This window comes from Caulobacter sp. S45, from assembly GCF_009765965.1.
GTDB lineage: Bacteria > Pseudomonadota > Alphaproteobacteria > Caulobacterales > Caulobacteraceae > CAHJWH01.
In genome coordinates this window covers 393476-415306 of sequence record NZ_LMUL01000017.1, presented here as the reverse complement: position 1 = coordinate 415306, position 21831 = coordinate 393476, and the positions used below count along the sequence as shown (strand labels likewise).

Sequence of the window (21831 nt, the reverse complement as noted above, 5' to 3'; positions counted from 1 at the left end):
CACCGGCGTGCGCAGGCGAACCCCCGCCGACAGCTCGCTGAGCAGCTGCTGCTCGGCCCCCTCCCAGAACTCCAACCCGTCGGTCAACCGCTCGTGGTCCACCACCACCTACCGTCGATGATCGACTGCAGCGCTCCTGGGCATTTAAGACCGATGTCGGTAGGTCATCATAGGCGGCCAATCTGCGGATTCGATCGATACTGAACCAGCAGCGCTTCGCTACAATCGCCGCCGGCCTGTCTCGTTTCGGGCTTTCAACAGGCCAGCCGGGCAGATATCCCGTTCGGGATATTTTTGGTGAGGCTCGCCCCGCGGACGCTCATTTAACCCGATCGGGAAATTCTTGACGCCACGGCGGCGCCTCTGCCATAAGTTTCCTGATCGGGATAACCGTTATGATAAGCCCATCCAGTATCGGCGAAGCCATCCGGCAGGCGCGCAAGGCGATGGGCCTGCGGCAGGACGAACTCGCGGCAGCGTCAGGGGTCGGCTTGCGCTTCCTTGTCGAACTTGAGCGAGGCAAGGCGACCGTTCAGCTAGGTCGCACGCTTTTGGTGCTCGGCGCCGTAGGCCTGGACGTCCAACTCGTAGCGCGCCATCCTTCCTCGACACGAAAGCCGACATGATCAAGTCGCTCTCGGTATGGTGGGAGCGCGCTCTTGTCGGCGCCCTTCAAATCGATGAGCACGGCGACTTAGCCTTTACCTACGCCGCGGACTGGCTCACCGATCCCCAGAAATTCGCAATATCGATATCGCTTCCAAAGCGAGCGAACACCTTCAACCGTCGCGAGACCCGTCCCTTCTTCGCAGGTCTGCTTCCGGACGAAGGCCAACGCGACGCCGTGGCCCGGGCCTTGGGCGTGTCGAAGTCGAACGACTTCCGTCTGCTTGAACGGCTTGGAGGGGATGTGGCGGGCGCTTTGACGCTGTGGCCGGAGGGGGAGTCTCCTCCGCCTCCCCAGACGGTGTCGGCATCAGAGCCGCTTGATGACGAGCGTCTTCTGGCTATCCTCGATACCCTGCCGACGCGGCCGTTCTTAGCCGGCGACGAGGGCGTCCGGCTATCGCTGGCCGGCGCACAGCAGAAGCTGCCCGTGGTGCTGATCAATGGCCGTATCGCGCTCCCGGCGCCAGGCCAACCGAGCACTCATATCCTCAAGCCGCCTATTACAAGCTTGTCGGCGACAACAGAGAACGAGGCGCTGGCCATGCGGCTGGCGGCCGCGATAGGATTACCAACCGCAGCGGTCGAACCACGCCGAACCGCAGATCGCCCCTACCTCTTGATCGAGCGATATGACCGTACCGTCGAGGCGGACGGCGCGATCCGCCGGCTGCACCAGGAGGACTTCTGCCAAGCGCTCGGCATTGCGCCTGAACGGAAGTATGCGTCCGAGGGCGGTCCGACGTTTCCACCCTGCTTCGATCTGATCCGAGCAGCTTGCGCCCAGCCCGCGCCAGCGGTCCTCCAGTTGCTGGATGCCGCAATCTTCAACGTCGCTGTCGGCAATGCCGACGCACACGGCAAGAACTACAGCCTGCTATACCGTGCCGAAAGGCTCGGGTTCGCGCCGCTCTACGATCTATTGTGCACGGCGGCCTATCCAGGTGTTCACGCAAAGCTCGCGATGAAGATCGGCAAACGCGCTGCCTTGGATGAATTCACGCCGAGCACTTGGGAAGACTTCGCGCGTGAAATTGGCATGGGCGCGGCCTTTGTGCGCCGCCGCGCGCTTGCGCTGGCGGAAAGGATCTTGGCTCGGATCGATGAAGTGGCGGGAGAGATCGCCGCCGCAGGTTTTGACGGTCCAGAGCTAAATCGGTTTGCTGAGATTGTTCGCCAGCGTGCTCAGAAACTCATTGCGCTTGGTTCGGCGAAGCCGGGAAGCGTCCGAGTTTGACCTTAGCTTGAACCCTGCGCGACCGGCTTCGGAGCCGATCAACCTATCGGGTATTTCGATGATTTTTAGCCCGGACGCACCCCTCAACGCCACAAACGGCCGCAGCGAAGCAGTCGCCGAACCCTGGCTGAAGGGGGCGCAGAGACCTCCCCGTGGCCAGGCCTGGAGAGACAACTTCGTGCCCCATCCTTCATCCCCCCGCGCTGTCACGACTGCCCTCCTCGCCCGTTTGGTAAGGAGGGATATCATCGAGCGTCGGATAGTGATCGCGGAGCAACTTCACGAACTGCTTGAGGGCCGGGTTTGGATTTTCGGCCTGCCAAGACGCCACATACCCGAAACGGATCGATCCCTGCGTGTCGCAAACCTCGCGATAGACTACCCCGCGACACGTAATGCCCGCGCCACCCTCGAGCACCAAGGCGATGCCAAGGCCGCACCCAACCAGGGATAAAACATAGTCTCCCGGCACACGGTGATGGCGCAATTGCGTGGCCCTGTTTATCCTTAACTTGCAGAGCGCCATAGACAAGGCTCCACAAGCGCCGTCCTCCTGTTCGGCGACAAGGATCGTTTCGCCGCCTAAATCACTCCAAGACACGTTTTCGGATCCTGCAAGCGCATGAGCTTCGGGCAAGGCCGCAAGGATGCGTTCGCTCCATAGCGCTAAACACGACCTTGAACGGACCGGCCGCTCGCCCGGCGCGATCGCCAGATCAATTACGCCCATCTGCAAGCCCCATTGCAGGCGGTCCTGCGTTGCCTGGACGATACGAAGCTCGACATCTGGAAACAACGCGCCATAGGTCAACAGCAGGTGTCGCATTGCACCCAGAGACGGGGCCACTCGAACACCCAACGTCAGTCGTCCACGTTCACCCCGTCCTGCCGCCTTGAGCGTTTCGGTCATCGACTCGGCGGTCTCAACAAGCGCCGTAGCCGTCCTTAGGAAGGGACCCGCGAGCTCAGTAGGGCTAACGCCCGCGCGAGACCGCGCAAAAAGCTTCACCCCCAGCTTGAGTTCCATGTCCCGGATCCGCCGGCTCAAGGTCGACTGCTTGACACACAGCGCCTGCGCCGCGCGACGGAAGCTACGATGCTCCGCCGAAGCAATGGCGTATCTCAAGTAGCGAATCTCAATGGCGTCCCTGTCGCTTTGGCTCAGCACTGGGCGTCTCCGGAGTTGATGTTGTTCCCAACACAGGTTTTCAACCAGGCACGGCGCGCCCTCCCCTCGCCGAATCCGATTCAGCTGCCGTCGATAGAAGAATCCCTCTTCTTCCGGTTATACTCGGCTAGCAATTCATCCAACCCACGACTCTCCCTCTCCGCCTGGGTGGCCAAGTCGTCGAAAAGCACACCAAAGGTATTGAATAAATCGACCGCCTTGAGGGCGGATATCGTCGATCCGGCCCGCGCCTCGAAATCCTCTAAGGCGAAACGCAATATTGTCGCGAGCTTATTATCGGCACAGTGTACAGCGAATTGAGGCGCACCAATAATCGCCGCGGCCAGCAGGGCAAGCGGGTCACTATCGGTGGCTTCAGCGAAACGAAATATCGAGTCAATATTTAATCTGCCCCGCCCAGCTTCAAAGTGCTGGTAGGACCGAAGCGGCATGCCCATGGCGCTGGCTACGGTCTTTGCGTTCTGTTGGCGATAGCGCCTCACCGCGCGTAGGGCCAGAGCCAGGTTGCGCATACGCGCCGCGCTCTCTTCCCCCTGGGCACTCATGGCTACAAACCGGCTAAGCCTACTCTCACCAGACAACCTTGACTTGTAGCCTCCGTGCAATCAATGGGTCGAAGCTACGGGACGCCAATCGCAACAACCGTTGCAAACGAAAGCTGCATACGGATCATCTTCGAAGGCACGAGATGAGCCCTTGCGCAAGTTTCTTGCACTCAGCGCGCCAAGTCTTTGCGGTTAGCTATGTCATTGATCCAACGACAACTTTTTTGGGACCGAGACGTTCTTGCCAACGACCTCGGCAGCGTGGATAGAGGCTGATCAAGGGACCATAATCATAGTCACCTGACTCAATTTTCCGGACGGAGGGAACTGATGGTGAGGGCTCTCAATCCATTCGGCATCGCGCTCGAATCCCTTCGCGACGGCCTGCGAAACGGCGTGCACGCCAGAGGCGATCCGCTTATCGTCGTAGACCTGTCCCGGAAGCTTAAGTTGAGTCCGACCCCCGTGCGCGAAGCCCTTTCCCGGCTCGCGGGAGAAGGCCTGATCATCGACCGTCGCGGCCGTGGATACTTCGCACCGCGCCAGGACATCCATGAACTTGTCGACCTCTACCAACTGCATCTGACCTACGTCGAATGCGCGTTCCGCTTGCGGAGAGACGATACCGCCGCCAATCGCGCCTCAAACATCTGGGGGAAAACAGCACTCAAGGCGATGCTCGCCAGCACAAAGGATCGCGACGCGGCTCTGCGCGATTATGTCGAGTCCTTTTACGCGGAGATCGTCGCCGGCGCCGGAAACGAAGTTCTCGCGAGCGCCCACCGTGTCCTGGCGGACCGCCTCGCCTTCGCACGCCGGGCCGAGGCGCGGGTCATCCCTGACTTGAAAACTGAATTAGAGCGCTTGGCGGAGCTCCTGGACCAGAGCACAATCGATGATCTCGAGACCGAGATACGTGCCTACCACGCTCGCCGACTAAAAATCGCATCTCGAATTGTTGGCACACTCCGTTAGATAGGCGAAATATATTCAGAATATAGTTTGCTATATATTCGACCATGGCGCGCAATATCCCGACCGCAATACGCGGTTACACAGACGGGAGACCACCATGATCAAGTCTTCGAAATTCAAGTTGATGCGGCTCGGCTCTGCTAAGCGCCTAATCCAAGGCGTCAGCGGCGACTTCGTCGAGACCGCGCTCACCAAGCAACCCATCCCGATGGGCTGACGCCTCGACGCTGGCGTCGGCCCTCGGACCGACGCCAGCATTTTCCATCGCTCCCACAGACCATGACCGCGAGCCCGCATGGAATTGCAACTTTCCGACCGCTACGCCGCCACCGACGTCGACGGAGATGTTGTTTTCCTCGACCGGCGCGACTTCACTTTCCACATGTTGCCTGGAGCAGGGACTGCGCTTTCGGCAGGGAGCTCAAACCTCGTTTGGCAGGTCACGGATTCCGAGCTCGCAGGCACGCTGATCGAGGCCGGGATTTTCGCAACGGCGCCTTGGCAGGTGAGGACTAAGGCCCGACGGGTAGAAAACGCCAACCGGAATCTGCCAAGGACAGAACATCGGCCGCCGACGCGAACCGAGCGGGCCGACCTTGCTCTCGCCGGGTTGAGCATGTGCCGTCACTTCCCCGGACGAAACTTTCAACATCTGCTTGAAGTCGCCGCCGAGCACCTACAACCGCTTGACCGGTTAGCGTCCGAGCCGCCCTCGAGCGCCCTCATCGATAGCGTCGCAATGTTTCTGCAAATCTACCCCTGGATACCGTTCCAAGGCGCATGCCTCTTTCGAAGCCTGATGCTGCTGCTCTATCTGCGCCGACAAGGCCACGACGCCATGTGGGTGTTTGGGGTGCGTACCTGGCCCTTTCTCGCCCACTGCTGGCTGCAGGTCGGCGACGTTGTCCTCAACGACCACGCCGAGGGCCTCGTGAGCTTCTACCCGATCCTGGTCGCCTGAACGCCCATGACCCAATTTCTCGCAGCCCTCTGGACCTCAGGCGAGGAGCGCGCCGATGAACAGCAGAACAGGCTGCGAGCGCAATTGCGCGATGATCTGGATTGGAGCGTTGCGTTCGAGACGAGCGGGTCATGGATCGCATGTCCAGCCACCCGTCGGGCCCCATTGCGATCTACGGCGCAGGGGTCCGGTGTTGTGATCGGCGGCCTGTTCGAAGCCGGATCGTCACGCCCCGCGCCGGTCCGGCTCGATGACATTTGCCAACCAACGCCTCTCAGTATCGCCGGTCAGCTCCTCCAACGCTACTGGGGCCGCTACGTCGCTCTCCTGCCGGATGATTCCACAGGCTCATTCTCGGTCTTTCGCGATCCATCCGGCGGGGTGGAGTGCTTGATATGGCGCTTTGGCTGGCTCACCCTCGCCAGTTCGGACACCAGGCCTTTGCTCCGCTTTCGTCCGACCGCGTTGGCAGTCGATTGGACTCTCGTAGGCGCCATTCTCCGCGAGCCGTTGGTGTCGACGGCCACCTCGCCACTTACCGACGTCCACCTTTTGACCCCAGGAGCGCTCTGCCATGCCGATCGGCCAGACGCCGAAATCCAACTTTGGCGACCCGCCACGTTCGCCAGACGTCGCGTCACCGATCCTGAGCAGGCGCTCGACACGCTCAAGGCCTCGGTCGAGCAAAGCGTCGCCGCCCACGGGAAGAGCCCCGGACCAACTGTCGTTGAAATATCCGGAGGGCTAGACTCTGCGATCGTCTCGTCAACGCTGAAGAAGGCGGCCGATGCTGAGGTCACGGCCTGGATCAACTTCGCGGTGGACCAGCCGGGCGGCGACGAGAGGGCCTACGCTCAAACCGTGGCCGGCCACCTTGGCGTCGGACTGACGACCTATCTCAAGCCGGCTCTAGATCTAAACCCCGCCGAACTGGAGGCGACCGCGGGCGAGGTTCGTCCAAGCTTCGTCGCGTTCGACACCCATTACGATATCACTCTCGCCAACGAATGCCGTCGCACAGGGGCGGCGCGCATCATGACGGGCCAGGGCGGCGACGCTGTATTCTACCAACCGCCCAGCAGCCTGCCGTTCGCAGACCATCTCCAGCGGCTCGGTCTCCCGGCATTGCATTCGCCCCATCTGGTCGACGTCGCGCGCTGGACCCGGCGTTCGACCTGGGGCGTTCTGCGAACCGCCCTCGTCGCACTGGCCGGCTACGGGCCGTCGCCAGCTGCACCGCCTCCCCCATACCTGTCACGGCGCCTACGTCGCCGCACAAGCACGGTCGGCCGTCATCCTTGGCTAGCCGATCTCAGCTCGCTTCCGCCCGCCAAACGCGTGCATATCCGCAACCTGGCGGATGGCTTGACCCTTTCGGGTCACGCCAGGCGAGCTGAGATCGCCGAACTCATCCATCCCCTGCTTTCGCAGCCGGTGATGGAAGCCTGCCTGTCGATCCCGGTCGACATCCTGGTCCAAGGTGGCCGGGACCGCGCACTGGCGCGTCTCGCCTTCGCTGACCGAATCCCGGAATTGATTCTCAACCGGCGCTCGAAAGGCGAAACCAACGCCTATTATGGACGCGCGATGGCGAACGCCGTCGGCTGGCTGCGGCCGTACCTGCTCGACGGTGTTCTGGCCGCCAATGGCTTACTCGACCGGCCGCTTCTGGAGGCGACGCTCAGCGAAGAGCATCTCGCCTGGCACGGCGGTTTCGCCGACCTCGGCATGACCATCTGTCTCGAAGCCTGGGCGCGCCGCTGGTCCGCTTATCTTGCGCCCGCCGCTTATGAGGCCGGCCCCAGCTGATCCCTCAAAAACGCGAATGCGCGGCGATATTTGTCGCGCACATTCGGTGGACTGCTCACGGTGTGATTTTCTCCCCAATAGGTCAACAGGACAGCGTCCTTGTTCTGTCGATACAGAGCGTTGAACATCTTTTCCCCCTCCCCGACATCTATGATGTCCTGATCGCCCTGGATCAGCATGACCGGCGTAACGATCCGATTCGCAGCGAACAGCGGACTATTGCGAAGGTATCGCTCCGGCGCGTCCCAGAGCACCGCGCCCAAGCCACCCTGGCCGGTTTCGCTCCAGCCCATGTTGGCCTGCAATCGATAGGTGGTGAGTTCTGGATCGGTTCGATAGGGAGGGTCTATCGCGCCATATCCGCCGGCAAGATCGGTCGGGGCCGCCTCGGCGATTGCGGCTTTAAACCGGTTCGTTTGGGTCGCCACGACCAGCACCGCATACCCGCCGAAACTGTGCCCCCAGATCGCCAACCGCTGGATGTCCACTGGCGCCTGTTCGCCAGCAGCGTCCACCACCTGCAGAATCTGGTCGGCCAGACCCGCCGCCGGCTCCTCGCCCGATCTCGGTAAGCTTGGAATCAGGGCGGCGTAGCCTTGGCCGACCACCAATTGTGGATTGACGCCCATGAAGGCGACGCCAGCTTGGCCTTCATAGGGCTCCGCGTCCTGGGCCACTCCAGGATACGGGATCACGACCACGGGCAGCTTAACGCCGGGTTTCCTATCGCGAGGAAGATAGAGCCAGCTTGTGAGCGCCTCGCCCTTAGGTCCGAGGTGATGGATGCGCACCAGATCGGCGAAATCCACTGAGGCCAGCTGGGCGTTTACGCCAAGTATCCGACGGTCACCGTCTTTGCCGCCGCCAAGGAAGACCACCTGCGCGCCCTGGGCGTCGCGGCGGATTCCAACATAGGCCCCGCCCCCACCTGGACCGATGGGTTGGACGCTGATCGGGAGCGCGCCCTCCGCTGTAGCCTTGCCGGAAATGCAAACCCGGTCAAACTGGAGGTGCGCGTCGACCGTCCGCTGTATCTCGAGACAGTCATCCCGCGGCGCCGCCAGCGAGATACGCGGGCCCGCCGACAGCTCAGCCGCACGCCGGACCTGGGCTTTGGGAAGCGCGGCCAGCTTGATCAGCCGTCCGTCCAAGCCGAGGCGCCATGCGCTGTCCTCAGCTAGCAAGACATCGCCTGCGGCGCTCACAGCAGCGAGATCGGGCGGCGGCGCGCGAAGATCACGAGACAGCGTCTCCGCACGGCTCGGCGTCAGTCGATACCATTCCGGTCGCACGGCAGGGATCGCCTTGAGCGTCCCATAGACGGCGGGGGCGTCGCCGAGCCAATCGGCATGGACATGGAGGAGATGAACATAGGGCGTGAAATCCAGCAGTGGTCGAACACCCGCGCCGGTGAACACCTTGACGGGTCCGCCGCCGCCCTCGACCTGCAGAAGCCCGCCCTGCTCCCAATCCTCGCCAGGCTTGCGGCCGAACACCAGCAGGGCGTCGCGAGACGGCGACCAAGTCAGAAGGCTCCTCGCCAAATCAAGCTCTGGGCAGGGGCGCCGCACGACGCCGGTCTCAAGATCCACCAACGCAAGATCGGTCCGCCGCGTAGCGTCGGCCTGGCGAAGCGGCCGGTCGGGTCGGTCAGGCATGGTCTCGCCCTCGCTCAACACCGCGACGTACCGGCCGCTGGTCGCCAGCTCCAGATCGACGAAATCGCCGCGCGCCAGTTCACGTCGGCCACCCGTCCTTGGATCGACGAGAAGAAGCCTGCGCAACGCAGCCCGAGGGTGATCCTGGAGATAGGCCCCGCTTCCGAGCACTCGGATCGAGGCGCCGGTTCCCTGGATGGTTGGTCGCCACAACCTTGGCAGAGCCTGCATGTTCGCGGAGTTAGTCCGCACCATGTAGGGCGCCATGTTCCTCGGGTTTTCAATCAGGACGATCTGATCGTCCCCGCGCCAAACAGCGCTTCTCCCCCAGCCCGCAAGCTCAGGCGTCACACCGAGCCAACGGATCGTGCGCTTAGCGAATTCGGCGACACCGGCGTCGAACCTGTACCCCCGTACCCGGTAGACAAGCATCTTGCTTCCCGAGGGCGAGATCGGGCCAGCCAGATAGCCCACCCCTTTCGCTTGCGGGAACAGCGGCGCAGCCGGTCCGCCCTTAACGAGATCCGCCGCCCACAATTGATCCAGGACGATGTCGGCGCTGGTGTCGTTGTCGAACCTCGGCGCTTGATCATAGGGCCTTCGCTTCTCGATAATCACCCATCGACCCCCAGGGGCGACGACCACCTTCCCCAGGGAGGCCAGATGGAGCGCATCCTCAACGGTGAAGGGGCGGCCTTGGGCGGCCGGCCCCAACAAAAGCCAAAGCACCGCCGCACACGTGAGAACGCGCATTGATGAGCACTCCGATGTCCGAGTGGAAAAGCGGCCTAGAGGTCCGCGCTCACCAGCGCTTGGCGAGCGAGATCGACGCCATGCGACCGAAAGGCGTCGCGTTGGCCGGGTCGTAGCCGACACCGACCGGCGAGTCGTAGAAAGGTGGATCCTGGTCGAATAGATTCTGTGCGGAGAGCGCCAGCTCCAAACCTTTGGTCGAACCGCTGGTCGCCTGCGAACGCCAGCGCAGTTGCAGATCACAGGTGGTCCACGAACCGATCGTCCGATCGGCGACCGGATCGCGGTAGCTGTCGGTGAAGTTCACAGCGAAGGTCGCCCCGAACGGTCCTCGCGACCAGGACCCCGTAAACCTTCCTTTGAAATCTACGGGCTCGCCGGCCGTGCTGACCAACTGTTGGGGCGCCGCTGTCGGCGTCAACTTGCGCTGGTAATCCACAAGGTAGGTCGCATTAGCCGCCAGGCCAAAGACGTTGCGGTCGATACTGAAGGTCTGCATCACGTCGAAGTCGAGGCCGCGGACGAGCACCGCTGAGGAATTGGTGTAACGTGCGTCGATGATCGCCCCATAGGCCGAAGCAGGGTAAGCCGCGCCGGAGATCGTGCTGGGTTGGTTCAACAGGGCCTGGACCTTGGCCACATCGGCGGAATTTCCGCCGTTAAGCGTTGTTACGAAAGCCCCATAGGCCGGATTCGACAGTACCTCGCTGATGTTCTCAAGCGCCGGCTGACCGATCTGGTTGGAGAAATCGATGTCGAACCACGTCGTGCTCACGCGCAGGCCTTTGAGGAAGCTCGGCGTCCAGTCGAAGCCGGCTGTCCAGGTTGTCGCCGTTTCTGGCTTCAGGCCGGGATTGCCCCCGTATTGGATCAGCACCAGGGATTGTTGGCTTCCATTGGTCAGGAAGGTCGGCACATTGATCTGCGGCTGGCTGAGCTGGGTCAGATCCGGCGCTCGGAAGGACGTCCCATAGGTCGTCCGCAGGTTCAGGTCGCCGATAGGCTGCCAAACCAGGCCAAGCTTCGGGTTCGAGGTGGTCCCGAAATCGTCGTAGTGTTCAATCCGGCCGGCCAGCGACGCCACTAGGCGGCGAATTCCAGGCAACACATTATCAGGGCCGACAATCGGCACATTCACCTCGCCAAACACTGAGGAAACATCGCGTTCGCTCGGCGGACCGCCGCTCAGAGCGGGCGTTGTCCCGCCGGTGAAATCGACCAGGGTCGATTCGAAGCGTTCGTGTCGAAACTGGGCGCCCACCGCTGCTTTCACCTCACCGCCGGGAAGTCGGATCACGGGTCCGTCGAGTTGGGCGCTCAGGGTCGTCACCTGGCTCACATCGACGGCGTCGTCGTAGCCGCTGCCGACATAGGCCAGCACGCTTTTGGCATTTGCGCCGCCGCCGCCATACGGATTGAAATAGCCGTCGACCGCCGGGTTATAGCCGGCGCCCGGGGCGATCGGCGTATTCCCCAACGCCTCTTGGAGATAGGCGTTGTTCGGCAGGTTGGACGTGGCGGTGTGTTCGGTTTGGTCGGCGAAGGCGGCGTAGGTCTCCAGCCGCCAACCTTGCCCAAGGTCTCGATCCAACCCCGCCGAGACGTCGAAGGTGTCGACCGTGCCGGAATTTCGCTGAGGCCCAAGGTCGCCGGCGAAACTGTAGCCAAGCAACTCAGACGGACTGGCGTTGGGCGTCGCATAATACGGGTTGGCGGGCGTGACCTGGAGAATGGTCGACGAGGCAGGCGAGGTCCCTGCATACTCTCGCCGGCTTGCACGCCCTTCAATGCTCACCGTCGTGGAGCTGTCGAGATCCTGGCTGGCGCTCACAAACAGTCCGTGCCGATCCTGCGACGGCGTGAGATCTGAGCCCGCACGATAGTTGAACAGGTTCGATTGCCCGGGCAGAAAGCTAGGCCCCATTCCGCTCGCGCCGGGTGAAATGGCGTAGGTCGGGAGATAGGTTCCTACGGTGGGGTCAAAGCCCAACAGATTGCCTGGTACGCTGTAGGTCAGATCGTGATTGGTCCCCCCCAGCGCTCTGAGATCGGTGTTGGCCGTATAGGACCGGGAAGAGGCCGGCAGGGCGTCGTCGTGCTGGTATTCGTAGGTCAGCAGGAAATGGCCGCCGCTCCACGTAGAGCCAAAGGCCTGGGAGACCTGCACACTGTCTCCGACGCCTCCCGAATCCACGCCGTAACGCAGTCGCGTCTCCGCCCCATCGAAATCCGTCTTCATCACCACGTTGACCACGCCCCCGACCGCGTCGGAGCCGTAGATCGCCGAAGCGCCGTCGAGCAGGACGTCGACATGATCGACAGCCTCTGTCGGAATCGACGACACGTCTGCGAAGTCGCCCTGTAGCCCGCTCCCCGCGACCCTGCGCCCATCGATCAGGACCAGCGTCGCCGCCGCGCCCAGCCCCCGTAAATTGACCCCCTGAGCCTCGCCGGCGTTGGTGCCGAGTGGATCTGATCCGACAAAGGATGTGTTGGGCGTGGAACTTCCGCCAAAGCTTTGCGGGAGCCGCTCCAACATATCGGCGACGGTCGCATCGCCCTGCTCGCGGATTTGCGCCTGCGTGATCGTCGTCACCGGAGACCCGCTATCCTTCGCCCCGCGAATATGAGAGCCGGTGACGATCACCTCCGCCACCCTAGCCGGTATCGCCGCACCATTTTGTCCGGCCGCAGACCTACCATCCGCCTGCGCGATGCCCGGAGCCGGTTCGGCGGAGTTGGTGACGATCGGTTCGGGATCGCTCGCTGAGCGATAGGCCGCCGCGATCGGCGCCCCATGCGGTCGCAGCACCAGAACATTGGGCCGAGGCCGCAGCACCTCGATCCCGGTGCCGCGCAAAAGGCGCTCCAGCGCTTTATCGGGAACGAAACTGCCCTTCAGCGAAGCGACCTTGCGACCGGAGGCGATCTCCGCCGTGTACAGCAACTGTTGATGCGTTTGCGCGGCGAAGCTCTGCAGTGCGATGTCTAAAGGCCCCGGCTCGATGTTGATGAAGACCAATCGCTCTGCGGCGGCCGCCGCCGTCGCCGATGGAACGCGCATTAACCCAGTCGTCAGCGACGCCAAGCTCACGCAAATACAGAGTTTAATTTTCAGTCTCGTCAACGGCGATCCCCCAAAGACCTGCAAACATCAGGCTCGATCCGCCAGCCCTCTTTTCGGAGCTGTCAGTGGGTAGACGCCAAATTGGGGGCGCGCCCCTAATGGGAGGACGAAATTATTTTACGATGCGTTGACCGAAGAGCTCCCGGCAGGGCTCAGCACCACCGATCCATCCGGTTGACGGCTTGAGCGAAGGTCATAGAGGCCGGTGACGGCGGAAATGAAGTCAGTCGCATCGCCGCTCGCAAATGTGCCGTTCACCCGAACATCATCGAGCCTAGAGGCGTTCAAGATGATCTTCCCGCGATTGTACCGGTTGACCTCTTCAATCGCCGAAGCGAGCGGGATGTCATGAAAGATCAGACGTCCAGTCATCCAGCCGGTGTCGTCATCCACATCCGCCTTGTGAAGCGATTGAGCCGATGGACTCGCCGTCAGCCGATCGCCCGGCGCCAACGTCCACACCCGGCTCTGACCACTCGTTGCTGGGGAGGCGACCTTGACCGCGCCCTGCATCAGCGAGACCCGCACCTGATCTCCATCGCGTCGCACGTCGAAACGCGTGCCCACCGCGCGCACGCGCGTCGACCCGGCTTGAACCGTGAAAGGACGCGCGGGATTATGAGCCACATCGAAGAAGGCCTGTCCCTTGAGCAGCTCAATCTGACGCGCCGTCGGCGTGAACCGCACCGCAAGCCTGGTATCTGTGTCCAGGCGGACGCGCGACCCATCTTCCAGCAGGACGAGGCGATCCTCGCCCACTGCGGTTTCATAGCTCCGGCTGAGCCTGAGTATCCGCCCAGCGCCAAACAGCACGACCGCCAGAAGCACGACGACAGCGGTGCCGACCCATCGGCCGTATGAAGCTTCTCGCCTCGTCCCTTTCACCGAACGCCCGGTACGCTCCATCGCCTCGGCGATCGCGCCCTGGATATCCGGATCGCTCTGGAGGCTGTCGGCGCCCCGCCAGACGGTCTCGACCATGCCGTAGGCCGCGTCATTTTCCGGCTGGCGCCGCCAGGCGCGAAATTCATGCAAGGACGCGGTGGAAACCGATCGCGCGTTCAGGCGCGCAAACCACTGCGCAGCCTCCTTCAGAGCCTTATCGTCCTGCCCAACGCTACGGCCCATCATGGTCCGCCTTGACCGCGGATTCCTTTCGCACAAAGCGACATCGCCTTAGACATTCGCCACTCGACCGTCTTGATCGACAAACCGCAAAGCTGAGCGATCTCCTCATAGGATAATCCCACAAAGCGGCTCATGATAAAGACGTCCCGGTACGGCTTGGGAAGCGAAAGTACGATCTGCTTGAGCAGCACGCTCTCGAACTGATCCGCATAGGCCGGCTTATCCCATTCCGACTGGATCTCGGGCGACAGTGAGACAAGCCTAGCGCCTTTGCGGCTCCGAATCTGATCCTTGGCGAGATTTTGCGCGATCCGAAGCAGTAGCGCCTGAGGATGTTCGAAGACACTCCCCGCCGGGTATCGGGCGATGCGAGCGTAGGTCTCCTGCACCAGATCCTCGGCAAGATCGGCCCCGAACCGCCGGCGAAGCGCCGATCCAAGCCATTTGGCATGACGGTGATAAAGCTCGGCAACCTTCACTTCCCCAGCAGCGCCCGGGTCGATCGCCTCCGCCTTCGCCTCCGCCTGCGCCTTCAGCCGCCTCATGTGCAGGCTCCTCCAAAACAACAGGAGGGGCGTCCGCGGATTAAACACACCGCAGCTGGAATTCCTGCGCCACGCGCGGCGACGCCAGCGCGCATCCGCGCGCCCGGCAGGCACGACTTGGCGAGCACGGACACGCCTAAAGCAGCCCAGGCTCATGAATCAATGCATCATGGCAGGGGATTCCACGCCCCTACCAGCGCTCTCGCGCCGGCAGGGTTGAGCGTGAATGAATTAAAACCGTCACGCAAGACGCTTGGCGAAGCGTGACTCGATGGGGGCGGGTGTTGGAATCCTCTGGTGCTTAAAGAGGCTCGTTTGCTTCAGGATCGGGCCGCATCCGCGACGCGCGAAGCCGCACGTCCCCCGGCATCAAGACCATCCCTATATAACGACACCCGTCGAAGCGGTCTTACGATCGGCTCGATCGCGATGCAACCGATCGGCATGATCGTGTCCCCAGTAGTGGTGTAGCTCGACGTTAGCGGAGCCGCTTCCGAAGCTCGCTGTGCTCCCGGGCTCCGCCGAGCAGCCTCTCGGCCGCTGCGGGTTGTGATCCGTAGCGCGGGCGAGGCGACGCTCCGCTATGGCCGTCGCGCTCTTCGTGCGGCGCTTCAGGAAGCTACCCGTCGGTTACAGCTCCAGCCATCGGGGCTAGGCGATCAATGCAGGCAATGCTGAAAAAATGCTTCAGCTCAACCGCTCTGTCCTTCAGTCACTCGAGATCTCCAGAGGAAATCTCATATTGAGGTGAAGCGCTGGGATTCCTCGTGAAAGAGCACCGCTTTTCACGAATCGGCTCACCCAACACACCAGCACCGCCAGCGTCCCCGCGATAAGACCGCTTCAGATACGCGGCGCTCCGGAAGAGCACGCTCCAACGCCTACGGACAATCTGCAACCAATAGCCGGATCTGAGGCGGAGCCTATTGCGCTCCCGGTGCCGAGGCGATGCTACACAGGCATCACGTTCTGATCGCCTCTTGCATCATCATTCGCACCTGGATGCCATTTCTGGGCATCTGAGGTGTCAGCTCCTTTGGGAAATCACCGCCGACACATGCCTTCGCAGGCATCACGGTGCGCGATTTTTGGGCCTATCTGGCCACCCTTAGGTCCCGATACTCGACCGGTCGCCATTGCGGCGAGCGAGCATGGGAAATCGGAAATGGCGAGGAAGCGTGACAATGGGCTTCTTGATTTCGTCGAGCCGTCTGCAGGCTGGGACCGGGCTGATTTCGCCCTGGAGTTTCTGCTCCGCAATCCAGACTACAGGCGTGCCTACCAGTCTTTGCGCCGTCGCGAAACGCGCTGCTCAGACGAGGCGGCCGTTGATCATCTCGGGCAGCATTGGGGCTTGGCCTTTCGCCGTCGATCCGGATCGGCCGCCTCCCCATCCAGTCAACGTCTGGAGACCCGAACTCATCCCTACCACGGTGATTCTGACCGCAGCCCCATCGGAATTCAGCTGTTCACGTAACACACTATGTCTCCATGGACAGGGAATCCGGTTCGATCAAACCACCGCCGGGAGCCGACATATTGTGCTCGCCGAGCCTGAAGGCGATCACCGCATTTGTCTCGTCGATGTCCATCGCAAGGAAGGAGCTCTTGCGGCACTCATTCCGATGGGCGGCGATGTGCCTGTTCGACTTGAAGCGACCCAACGCCTGCAGCGGCGCCTATGTGGCCGCCCGGCTGGGCCGCCGCCCCGCGCCTGGCGCCTCACCCAACAGCAACGCACCCGCCTGACCTTGATGCTTAAAGCCTTGGATGCGCGGCGGTCGGGGTGGAGCTACCGGCGCATCGCCGTCGACCTGCTTGATCCAGAGGCTGCGGCGCTGCCGGCCACTATCTGGACGATGTCGCCCGTCCGCGCCCGAGCGACGCGACTGGTGGTCCGTGCGTTCGAGACGACGAACGGCGGCTATCTGCGCCTGCTGCGAGGTGCGAACGCCTAACTCTCCGAGGTCCTCCCGCGCCGCGCAAGTTAGGCATCGGACTCGCCTCGACGCATATATTCTCTTTATGCTCCCATAAGGAGGTGGATATGCAAACCACCGATGTCGAGTGGGCTAGCGCGCTTCTTCTTTCATCACGGTCGTTTCGAGGATCTACGCAAGGGCGCCGTTTAGAGGGTTCATCACCGCCGAGAACGTCGGCCCCCGATTTACCCTGAGGTCCGGCGAGGTCCGCATCCGCCAGAACCAGCCGGACGGCCTCCCGCCGAGTAGCTGACGCTGGCGCGCTGGGCCGCCCCCCCCAAACTGAGTTGAAAGCGACCGATCAGCCGCAGGGATCTCCGGCTCCCCATCCGTCAGCCTGCCCACGAGCGGCATTGCGCCCCGCCAACAGCAGGAGCCGATTTCCACCCACGCGGGAGAAATCGCAAGCTGCATGCGGAGGCCTTGAACGCCCGCGTCGCGCGGAGGCGAAGCTAGCGAACCCGGGCTCGTCCGATGGGTGCTGCCCTGCGCTGAGCTTATATTGGCTGGTATCCGGCATCTGCGCCTTTCGCGCCCCTCGGCCGTCTATGCGTCGGTATCGCCCGTGTTTGCCGCCCGCATCAGTTTAAGGACGGCCCTCCGGTGCGCCGAGGAGCTGCTGGCGGCATAGGCATCGAGCAGCTCGGACGCCCGCGAACACTCGTCAGCATGTGGGCCTTATCTGGCAGGCTCGGCGCATCGGATTTGGGCAACAGGTCTGCGGCGTGGACACTCAACGCTTCCGCTGTTTTCACCAGCATCGAGGCGCCGATTGGTCCCGCGCTCATACTTTTGAATTTGCTGGAAGGTGATCTGGAGCCTATCGCCCAGCGCCGCCTGGTTTAAGCCGCGGGCCCGGCGCAACTCGTATCGTCAGCCCCACCTCGATGTCGATCGGGTCCGGTCCTTGACCAAAATGGCCCGATAGCTTCATGCTCAATCCCTTTCACTCAACCTTTGATTGAGGCGTAAGCCTACCGCAATGATAGCGTCAGCGAGACGGAATTGAGGCTTTGCCGCTGCAACAACGGCCACTTGCGCGACATTTGTGGGCGACGTCATTAGCGGGGGGCTTCCGCCCACAAAGGGGGCCCTGCAAGCCAGCCTTCGGCGGGCGCGAAAGCGCCTCTGGGGGCCAGAATTTAATTCCCCCGACTAAACCCCCGACTAATGGAAATTTTTAGTCGGGGCCCTCCGCCAGAAGTCCCGTAAATTCTTGATTTATTAGGGAAAATGGCGCGCCACGGTGGATGAAAACGACAAATATATTTCACCTCTTCTACTACGATGGAGCCGCCGATTACCGCCAAACGCCGCATCCCGCCGCCGATGGCCGCCAACGTCACGCCATGCACGTCCTCCCAGACCCCATTGCTCGTTGTTGGATGCAGTACGAAGGCTAGCGAAAGTCCAAGCTCGCCATATCGGGGTGCTTCCCTGCCTCAATGGCCAGGGCACTCCCGGCCGCTAGGCGACCTTGGGAAGGTCGACTTTCGGCCGCTCTTCGAGCCTAGTTAGGCGATCTCAGACGTCGCTGCAGCTTGGGCAAGCGCGAGCGACGCAGCCAAGCTGCAGCTGGACTCCCACGGCTCTGCTTTCAGCGAGACCCCTGGCCGCTCGCGCGCTGGGCTGCCCGCAGCCTAACGAGGCAACTGTGTTTGAACCTGCGCTGATTCCAATAGGAGTTCCTGCACTCCGCGTTCTGCGAACACGGTCCGGTCCTCCTTCTGGGGTTGGCAGATAACATGCACTACAGTCACGGAGCCGACCGGTTCGACACCGACCGTTAGATCGGCGCCCGCTCGCTCTATGCCGACGAGTTGCCAGATCACACTCGTGACAATGCCCTCTTCGAACTGGCCCGCTAGAGCAATGCTGATGCAGTCCCCGACGCGCGGGGCTTCGACCAGTTCAAAATCGCGAGAAGGTCCCTCCGCTCCCGCTATCCAGACTCTTACCCTCATGCTGGCTCCACGCTCCAAGCCTATGCCTTTGTAAAGATTCTGTTCTCAGCATGTGGATGCCCACGCAACGGACGGTGCGGCTGATGCATAGGCTACCTTCGCCTCGGGAGCAGCGTCAAAGCGTCGCTACGCGCTTGTGGCGTCCATGCATTGGTCGATCAGCGCCGCCCTCATAAATGGCGTAGCTGGAGAGAATCTAAGAACGATGCATCATGCCAGAGGGGCTGCCACGGACGTCGATGACGACCAAGCCGGGCAGCCCCGTGCTCGTTCCGGGCTATCTCTCACCACCTGTGGTAATGGTAGCGCCACGGGCCTGGGCGCCAATCCGGCCGCCAGTAGGCATGGTTGGTCCAGTACCAGTACCGGTAGGGGCGATAGACCCACCGGCCGTCCACCCAGACCCAAGGCTGATACCAGGCCGGTCCATAGACGACGTCGACCGGATAGACGGGACCGGCGTAGGCGAACGCGGGCGCCCCTGACGCCACAACATAGCCCGGCGGGCACGCCGCCGTGGCGCTGGAGCCAATGGCCGCCCCGGCCGTGGCGCCTAGCGCACCCCCGGCCACGGCGCCGGCGGCATGAGCGCCGCGTCCGGCGACGCTGGATCCGAGGACCGCTCCCAGGACGCCGCCGATCGCCGCGCCAGCAACGGTGTTGTTGCGCTGGTCGACGCAGTTCTGGGCCGCCCAACGCGCGTATTGATCGGCGTAGGCCCGGTCGTATTGCTGAGCCCGCTGGTCGTAGGTCGAGCCCGCATTTTCAGAGCCTGCCGGTGGCGGCGCGTACTGGCCCGCGGGCGGGGTGGACGAGGCCGGGATGTTTGGCGCGGATTGGGCCGCGGCGGCCAGGGGCTGACTGAGGATGGACAGCACCAGAGCCGAGGCCAGCGCCTTCGACTTGAGTTTTGAGCTTCGTGTCGTCATGACGGCAACGCCTCCTTTCTAGTGCGATGTGGTTTGCTTTTGATCGAGGCGGTTGAGGGCCTCGAGCACTTCGTTGAGCGGGACCGGCCCGTCGCTGCCGATGAACCATCTCAGGTCCGGATGGCCTTCGACGGCGCAGGCGTCCGAGGCCCAGGACGCCAAGATAGCCTGCTTCTCGCGGTCATCCAGAATCGGGTCCTTCAGGACGTCGACGGGGCGGTTGAACCCGAGCGCCGGGCGCAGAAGCCTTTGGCGGGCTTCACTGACCCGGGCGACGGGGGGTTTGATGTCCGATGTGGCGAACATGGTCACCTCAAGGGGAAGCGGCCCGCCCGTCCGCAAACGGGCGGACGGGCCATCGGGTTAGTGAGCGGTCTGATTGATCGGGATCCGCTTCGCCCGGTCCTGGCTTTGGGCCGTCTTGGGGGCGGTCACGGTCAGGACGCCGTTGCGGAAGGCGGCCTGCACCTTCTCCTCATCGACGCCCTCGAGCGCCAGCCGCCGCTCGAAGCGGCCGTAAACCCGTTCGCTGAAGCCGCGCCCCTGGTCTTCGGACTCGGCCCGCTTCTCACCGCGAAGGATCAGCACGCCGTCCTGCAGGACAACGTCCACATCCTTGTCCTCCATCCCGGGCAGTTCAGCCGTGATGCGGTAGGCGGTATCGGTGTCCTCGACCTCCAGTTTCGGCCAGACGCCGCCCAGGGCGGCGGACTCGAAGCCGCGGAAGACGTCGTCAAACAGACGGTTCACTTCGCGGTGGAGCGTTATCAGGGAATTGGCCGAGTCCGGCTCAGCCGAGCCGGACGGCCCAGTCGGGTTGCGCGGCTGACTACGGGTCCAAGGGACGAGATCACGCACGTTCATGACAATCCTCCTTTCTGACGTGCACAAGGGATCCGGCGCCGGACCAAGCCGGCGCCGGAAAAGTGCGTCACTGACGCCGCCTTAGGCGGCGCGACGCTCGGCCTGCGGCTCTTCGAGCCGCGGCACGTTGCCGGCGGCGTCGCCCGACTGGATGCCGATGCGGCGGGGCTTCAGGGCCTCCGGCACCTCACGGGCGAGACTGATCGACAGGACGCCGTCGGCGTAGTCGGCCGATTTGACCACGACATAGTCGGCCAGCTCGAAGCGGCGCTCGAAGTTCCGGCCGGCGATGCCGCGGTGCAGGAAGGTCCGGCCATCGTCGGCCTTGGCCTTCCGGCCCGCCACGATCAGGAGGTTCGGCTGAGCCGTGATCTCGAGTTCAGCGGCGCTGAAGCCGGCCGCCGCCAGAGTGACGCGGTAGCTGTCTTCGCCGGTCTTCTCGATGTCATAGGGCGGATAGTTGCTGTCTCCCTCGCTCCTCATCGCAGCATCGATGAGGTCCGCCATGCGGTCGACGCCAATCATCGACCGGTAAAGAGGGGAGAGATCATATGCCGTTCTCATTTCCATCTCCTCGAACGAGCAAGTTGGACCTAAGAGGCGCCCACGAAGCCTTGGGAGCCCCTCGAACGTCGAGCCGTTTCAGCGCCCGACGGCGGATGATTTGGGATGGGTCCAAAACCGCTTCAAGACCCCGCCTTGAGATTTTTTTGCGGCCGCCTACCTGCTGGCCCGGTCGACGTTTTCAACCCCCAAAGGGCCCCCCGCCCCCCGACGCCTTTCAGCCGCCATGCCCCTTACTCAGAATCTCCTTTCCGTCTTCGTCACCCTCTTTGCGACCATCGGTCCGGTGGAGACCGCGGTTGTGTTCGCCGGTCTGACCGCCGGCGTGCACCGGTCCGAACGGCGTAGCTTAGCGTGCCGCTCGACCGTGATCGCGGGAGTCGTCCTGACCCTCTTCGCGGTCGGCGGGGGAGCCGTTTTGTTCCTCCTCCACGTCTCTCTCGCGGCGTTCCGCGTGGCCGGCGGGGTGTTGCTGTTCCTGCAGGCGCTGACCCTGACCTTTGCAAGCCCGGGACTGTCCTCGATCAGCGACGGCGAAACGCGTGACGCCAAGGCCCCCGGCGATATCGCGGTTTTCCCCCTGGCGTTTCCCCTCATCGCTGGGCCTGGCAGCCTATCGGCCATCGTGCTGGTGATGGGGCGCGTGGACCGGTGGCAAGAGGGCCTTAGCGTCCTGCTATTGCTCTTGGTCTGTCTCGGCCTGACCTACGCGGCCATGCGGGGCGCCGAACCGCTTGTGCGCCGGTTGGGACAGACGGGATCCGATGTCGTCGGCCGGATCTCCGGGGTGCTTCTCGCCGGACTGGCGGTCCAGTTCATCTTCGACGGCCTTCGCCAAGCAGCGCTCTGGGGCGGCGGCGGAGTGTAGGCGGATAAGCCAGAGACTGCGCTGGCCCGCACTCGTCTAAAGCTCGCGACGACATGATGCAGATCAA

18 protein-coding genes and 1 pseudogene are annotated in these 21831 nt (G+C 62.8%); 8 read left to right on the top strand and 11 right to left on the bottom strand.

The features are described from left to right. Positions 1-395: 395 nt before the first annotated feature. Both GSQ87_RS21780 and GSQ87_RS21775 read left to right on the top strand, forming a co-directional pair. Positions 396-626: a helix-turn-helix domain-containing protein gene (locus GSQ87_RS21780; protein ID WP_174241483.1), complete on the top strand. Its 231-nt coding sequence runs from the start codon at positions 396-398 to the stop codon at positions 624-626. Continuing rightward, entirely contained in the window at positions 623-1903 is a 1281-nt protein-coding gene (locus tag GSQ87_RS21775; protein ID WP_158918689.1) for a type II toxin-antitoxin system HipA family toxin, read from the top strand. Before GSQ87_RS21780 ends, GSQ87_RS21775 begins: the two co-directional genes overlap by 4 nt. Before the next feature lie 190 nt (positions 1904-2093). On the opposite strand, the gene GSQ87_RS21770 is transcribed toward GSQ87_RS21775, so the two are convergent. After that, positions 2094-3071 (bottom strand): LysR family transcriptional regulator, encoded by a 978-nt coding sequence (locus tag GSQ87_RS21770; RefSeq protein WP_158918687.1) that lies wholly within the window; start codon positions 3069-3071, stop codon positions 2094-2096. A gap of 80 nt (positions 3072-3151) precedes the next feature. Further along, positions 3152-3604, bottom strand: a complete 453-nt coding sequence (locus tag GSQ87_RS21765) for an XRE family transcriptional regulator (RefSeq protein ID WP_158918685.1) — start codon at positions 3602-3604, stop codon at positions 3152-3154. A gap of 363 nt (positions 3605-3967) precedes the next feature. On the opposite strand from GSQ87_RS21765, the gene GSQ87_RS21760 reads away from it, so the two are divergent. From GSQ87_RS21760 to GSQ87_RS21750, 3 genes are all read left to right on the top strand, one after another. After that, the gene (locus GSQ87_RS21760; RefSeq protein WP_158918683.1) at positions 3968-4612 is read left to right on the top strand and encodes a GntR family transcriptional regulator; all 645 of its coding nucleotides are present in this window, start codon (positions 3968-3970) and stop codon (positions 4610-4612) included. Between the two features lie 295 nt (positions 4613-4907). Beyond that, on the top strand, positions 4908-5573 hold the full coding sequence (locus tag GSQ87_RS21755) for a lasso peptide biosynthesis B2 protein (RefSeq protein WP_158918681.1): 666 nt from the start codon (positions 4908-4910) through the stop codon (positions 5571-5573). A 6-nt stretch (positions 5574-5579) separates the two neighbouring features. Further along, on the top strand, positions 5580-7382 hold the full coding sequence (locus GSQ87_RS21750; protein ID WP_158918679.1) for an asparagine synthase C-terminal domain-containing protein: 1803 nt from the start codon (positions 5580-5582) through the stop codon (positions 7380-7382). Here GSQ87_RS21750 and GSQ87_RS21745 read toward each other — a convergent pair. The 4 genes from GSQ87_RS21745 to GSQ87_RS21730 all read right to left on the bottom strand — a co-directional run bounded on the left by GSQ87_RS21745 (position 7361) and on the right by GSQ87_RS21730 (position 14593). Next, positions 7361-9793 (bottom strand): S9 family peptidase, encoded by a 2433-nt coding sequence (locus tag GSQ87_RS21745; protein ID WP_158918677.1) that lies wholly within the window; start codon positions 9791-9793, stop codon positions 7361-7363. The genes GSQ87_RS21750 and GSQ87_RS21745 overlap by 22 nt on opposite strands. Before the next feature lie 49 nt (positions 9794-9842). Then, positions 9843-12857 carry a TonB-dependent receptor gene (locus GSQ87_RS21740; protein ID WP_158918675.1) on the bottom strand — a complete coding sequence of 1005 codons (3015 nt, stop codon included), beginning with the start codon at positions 12855-12857 and terminating at the stop codon, positions 9843-9845. 180 nt (positions 12858-13037) lie between these two features. Next, positions 13038-14051, bottom strand: a complete 1014-nt coding sequence (locus tag GSQ87_RS21735) for a FecR domain-containing protein (protein ID WP_158918673.1) — start codon at positions 14049-14051, stop codon at positions 13038-13040. Then, complete coding sequence (locus GSQ87_RS21730; protein WP_158918671.1) at positions 14048-14593, bottom strand: RNA polymerase sigma factor; 546 nt, start codon at positions 14591-14593, stop codon at positions 14048-14050. Before GSQ87_RS21730 ends, GSQ87_RS21735 begins: the two co-directional genes overlap by 4 nt. A gap of 1057 nt (positions 14594-15650) precedes the next feature. Here GSQ87_RS21730 and GSQ87_RS23220 point away from each other — a divergent pair. Next, a pseudogene (locus GSQ87_RS23220) lies at positions 15651-15899 on the top strand (transcriptional regulator domain-containing protein); the annotation flags it as partial. 22 nt (positions 15900-15921) lie between these two features. Continuing rightward, the gene (locus tag GSQ87_RS21725) at positions 15922-16551 is read left to right on the top strand and encodes a DUF2285 domain-containing protein (protein ID WP_158918669.1); all 630 of its coding nucleotides are present in this window, start codon (positions 15922-15924) and stop codon (positions 16549-16551) included. 702 nt (positions 16552-17253) lie between these two features. Here GSQ87_RS21725 and GSQ87_RS21720 read toward each other — a convergent pair. From GSQ87_RS21720 to GSQ87_RS21700, 5 genes are all read right to left on the bottom strand, one after another. Beyond that, entirely contained in the window at positions 17254-17439 is a 186-nt protein-coding gene (locus tag GSQ87_RS21720) for a helix-turn-helix transcriptional regulator (protein WP_158918667.1), read from the bottom strand. A 1384-nt stretch (positions 17440-18823) separates the two neighbouring features. Further along, positions 18824-19468 carry a hypothetical protein gene (locus GSQ87_RS21715; protein ID WP_158918665.1) on the bottom strand — a complete coding sequence of 215 codons (645 nt, stop codon included), beginning with the start codon at positions 19466-19468 and terminating at the stop codon, positions 18824-18826. Between the two features lie 18 nt (positions 19469-19486). Continuing rightward, positions 19487-19774 (bottom strand): hypothetical protein, encoded by a 288-nt coding sequence (locus GSQ87_RS21710; RefSeq protein ID WP_254063195.1) that lies wholly within the window; start codon positions 19772-19774, stop codon positions 19487-19489. A gap of 57 nt (positions 19775-19831) precedes the next feature. Next, positions 19832-20332 carry an Hsp20/alpha crystallin family protein gene (locus GSQ87_RS21705; protein ID WP_158918663.1) on the bottom strand — a complete coding sequence of 167 codons (501 nt, stop codon included), beginning with the start codon at positions 20330-20332 and terminating at the stop codon, positions 19832-19834. Between the two features lie 81 nt (positions 20333-20413). Further along, entirely contained in the window at positions 20414-20896 is a 483-nt protein-coding gene (locus tag GSQ87_RS21700) for an Hsp20 family protein (protein ID WP_158918661.1), read from the bottom strand. 226 nt (positions 20897-21122) lie between these two features. Here GSQ87_RS21700 and GSQ87_RS21695 point away from each other — a divergent pair, with 226 nt between their 5' ends. Further along, positions 21123-21764 (top strand): MarC family protein, encoded by a 642-nt coding sequence (locus GSQ87_RS21695; RefSeq protein WP_158918659.1) that lies wholly within the window; start codon positions 21123-21125, stop codon positions 21762-21764. Positions 21765-21831 lie beyond the last annotated feature (67 nt).

Excerpts from the sequence above, each read along its gene's own strand:
- GSQ87_RS21695 (WP_158918659.1), top strand. The coding sequence starts at position 21,123 with ATGCCCCTTACTCAGAATCTCCTTTCCGTCTTCGTCACCCTCTTTGCG.
- GSQ87_RS21730 (WP_158918671.1), bottom strand. The coding sequence starts at position 14,593 with ATGAGGCGGCTGAAGGCGCAGGCGGAGGCGAAGGCGGAGGCGATCGAC.
- GSQ87_RS21715 (WP_158918665.1), bottom strand. The coding sequence starts at position 19,468 with ATGACGACACGAAGCTCAAAACTCAAGTCGAAGGCGCTGGCCTCGGCT.
- GSQ87_RS21775 (WP_158918689.1), top strand. The coding sequence starts at position 623 with ATGATCAAGTCGCTCTCGGTATGGTGGGAGCGCGCTCTTGTCGGCGCC.
- GSQ87_RS21705 (WP_158918663.1), bottom strand. The coding sequence starts at position 20,332 with ATGAACGTGCGTGATCTCGTCCCTTGGACCCGTAGTCAGCCGCGCAAC.
- GSQ87_RS21700 (WP_158918661.1), bottom strand. The coding sequence starts at position 20,896 with ATGAGAACGGCATATGATCTCTCCCCTCTTTACCGGTCGATGATTGGC.
- GSQ87_RS21745 (WP_158918677.1), bottom strand. The coding sequence starts at position 9,793 with ATGCGCGTTCTCACGTGTGCGGCGGTGCTTTGGCTTTTGTTGGGGCCG.
- GSQ87_RS21780 (WP_174241483.1), top strand. The coding sequence starts at position 396 with ATGATAAGCCCATCCAGTATCGGCGAAGCCATCCGGCAGGCGCGCAAG.
- GSQ87_RS21760 (WP_158918683.1), top strand. The coding sequence starts at position 3,968 with ATGGTGAGGGCTCTCAATCCATTCGGCATCGCGCTCGAATCCCTTCGC.
- GSQ87_RS21735 (WP_158918673.1), bottom strand. The coding sequence starts at position 14,051 with ATGATGGGCCGTAGCGTTGGGCAGGACGATAAGGCTCTGAAGGAGGCT.
- GSQ87_RS21750 (WP_158918679.1), top strand. The coding sequence starts at position 5,580 with ATGACCCAATTTCTCGCAGCCCTCTGGACCTCAGGCGAGGAGCGCGCC.
- GSQ87_RS21740 (WP_158918675.1), bottom strand. The coding sequence starts at position 12,857 with ATGCGCGTTCCATCGGCGACGGCGGCGGCCGCCGCAGAGCGATTGGTC.
- GSQ87_RS21710 (WP_254063195.1), bottom strand. The coding sequence starts at position 19,774 with ATGTTCGCCACATCGGACATCAAACCCCCCGTCGCCCGGGTCAGTGAA.
- GSQ87_RS21755 (WP_158918681.1), top strand. The coding sequence starts at position 4,908 with ATGGAATTGCAACTTTCCGACCGCTACGCCGCCACCGACGTCGACGGA.
- GSQ87_RS21765 (WP_158918685.1), bottom strand. The coding sequence starts at position 3,604 with ATGCGCAACCTGGCTCTGGCCCTACGCGCGGTGAGGCGCTATCGCCAA.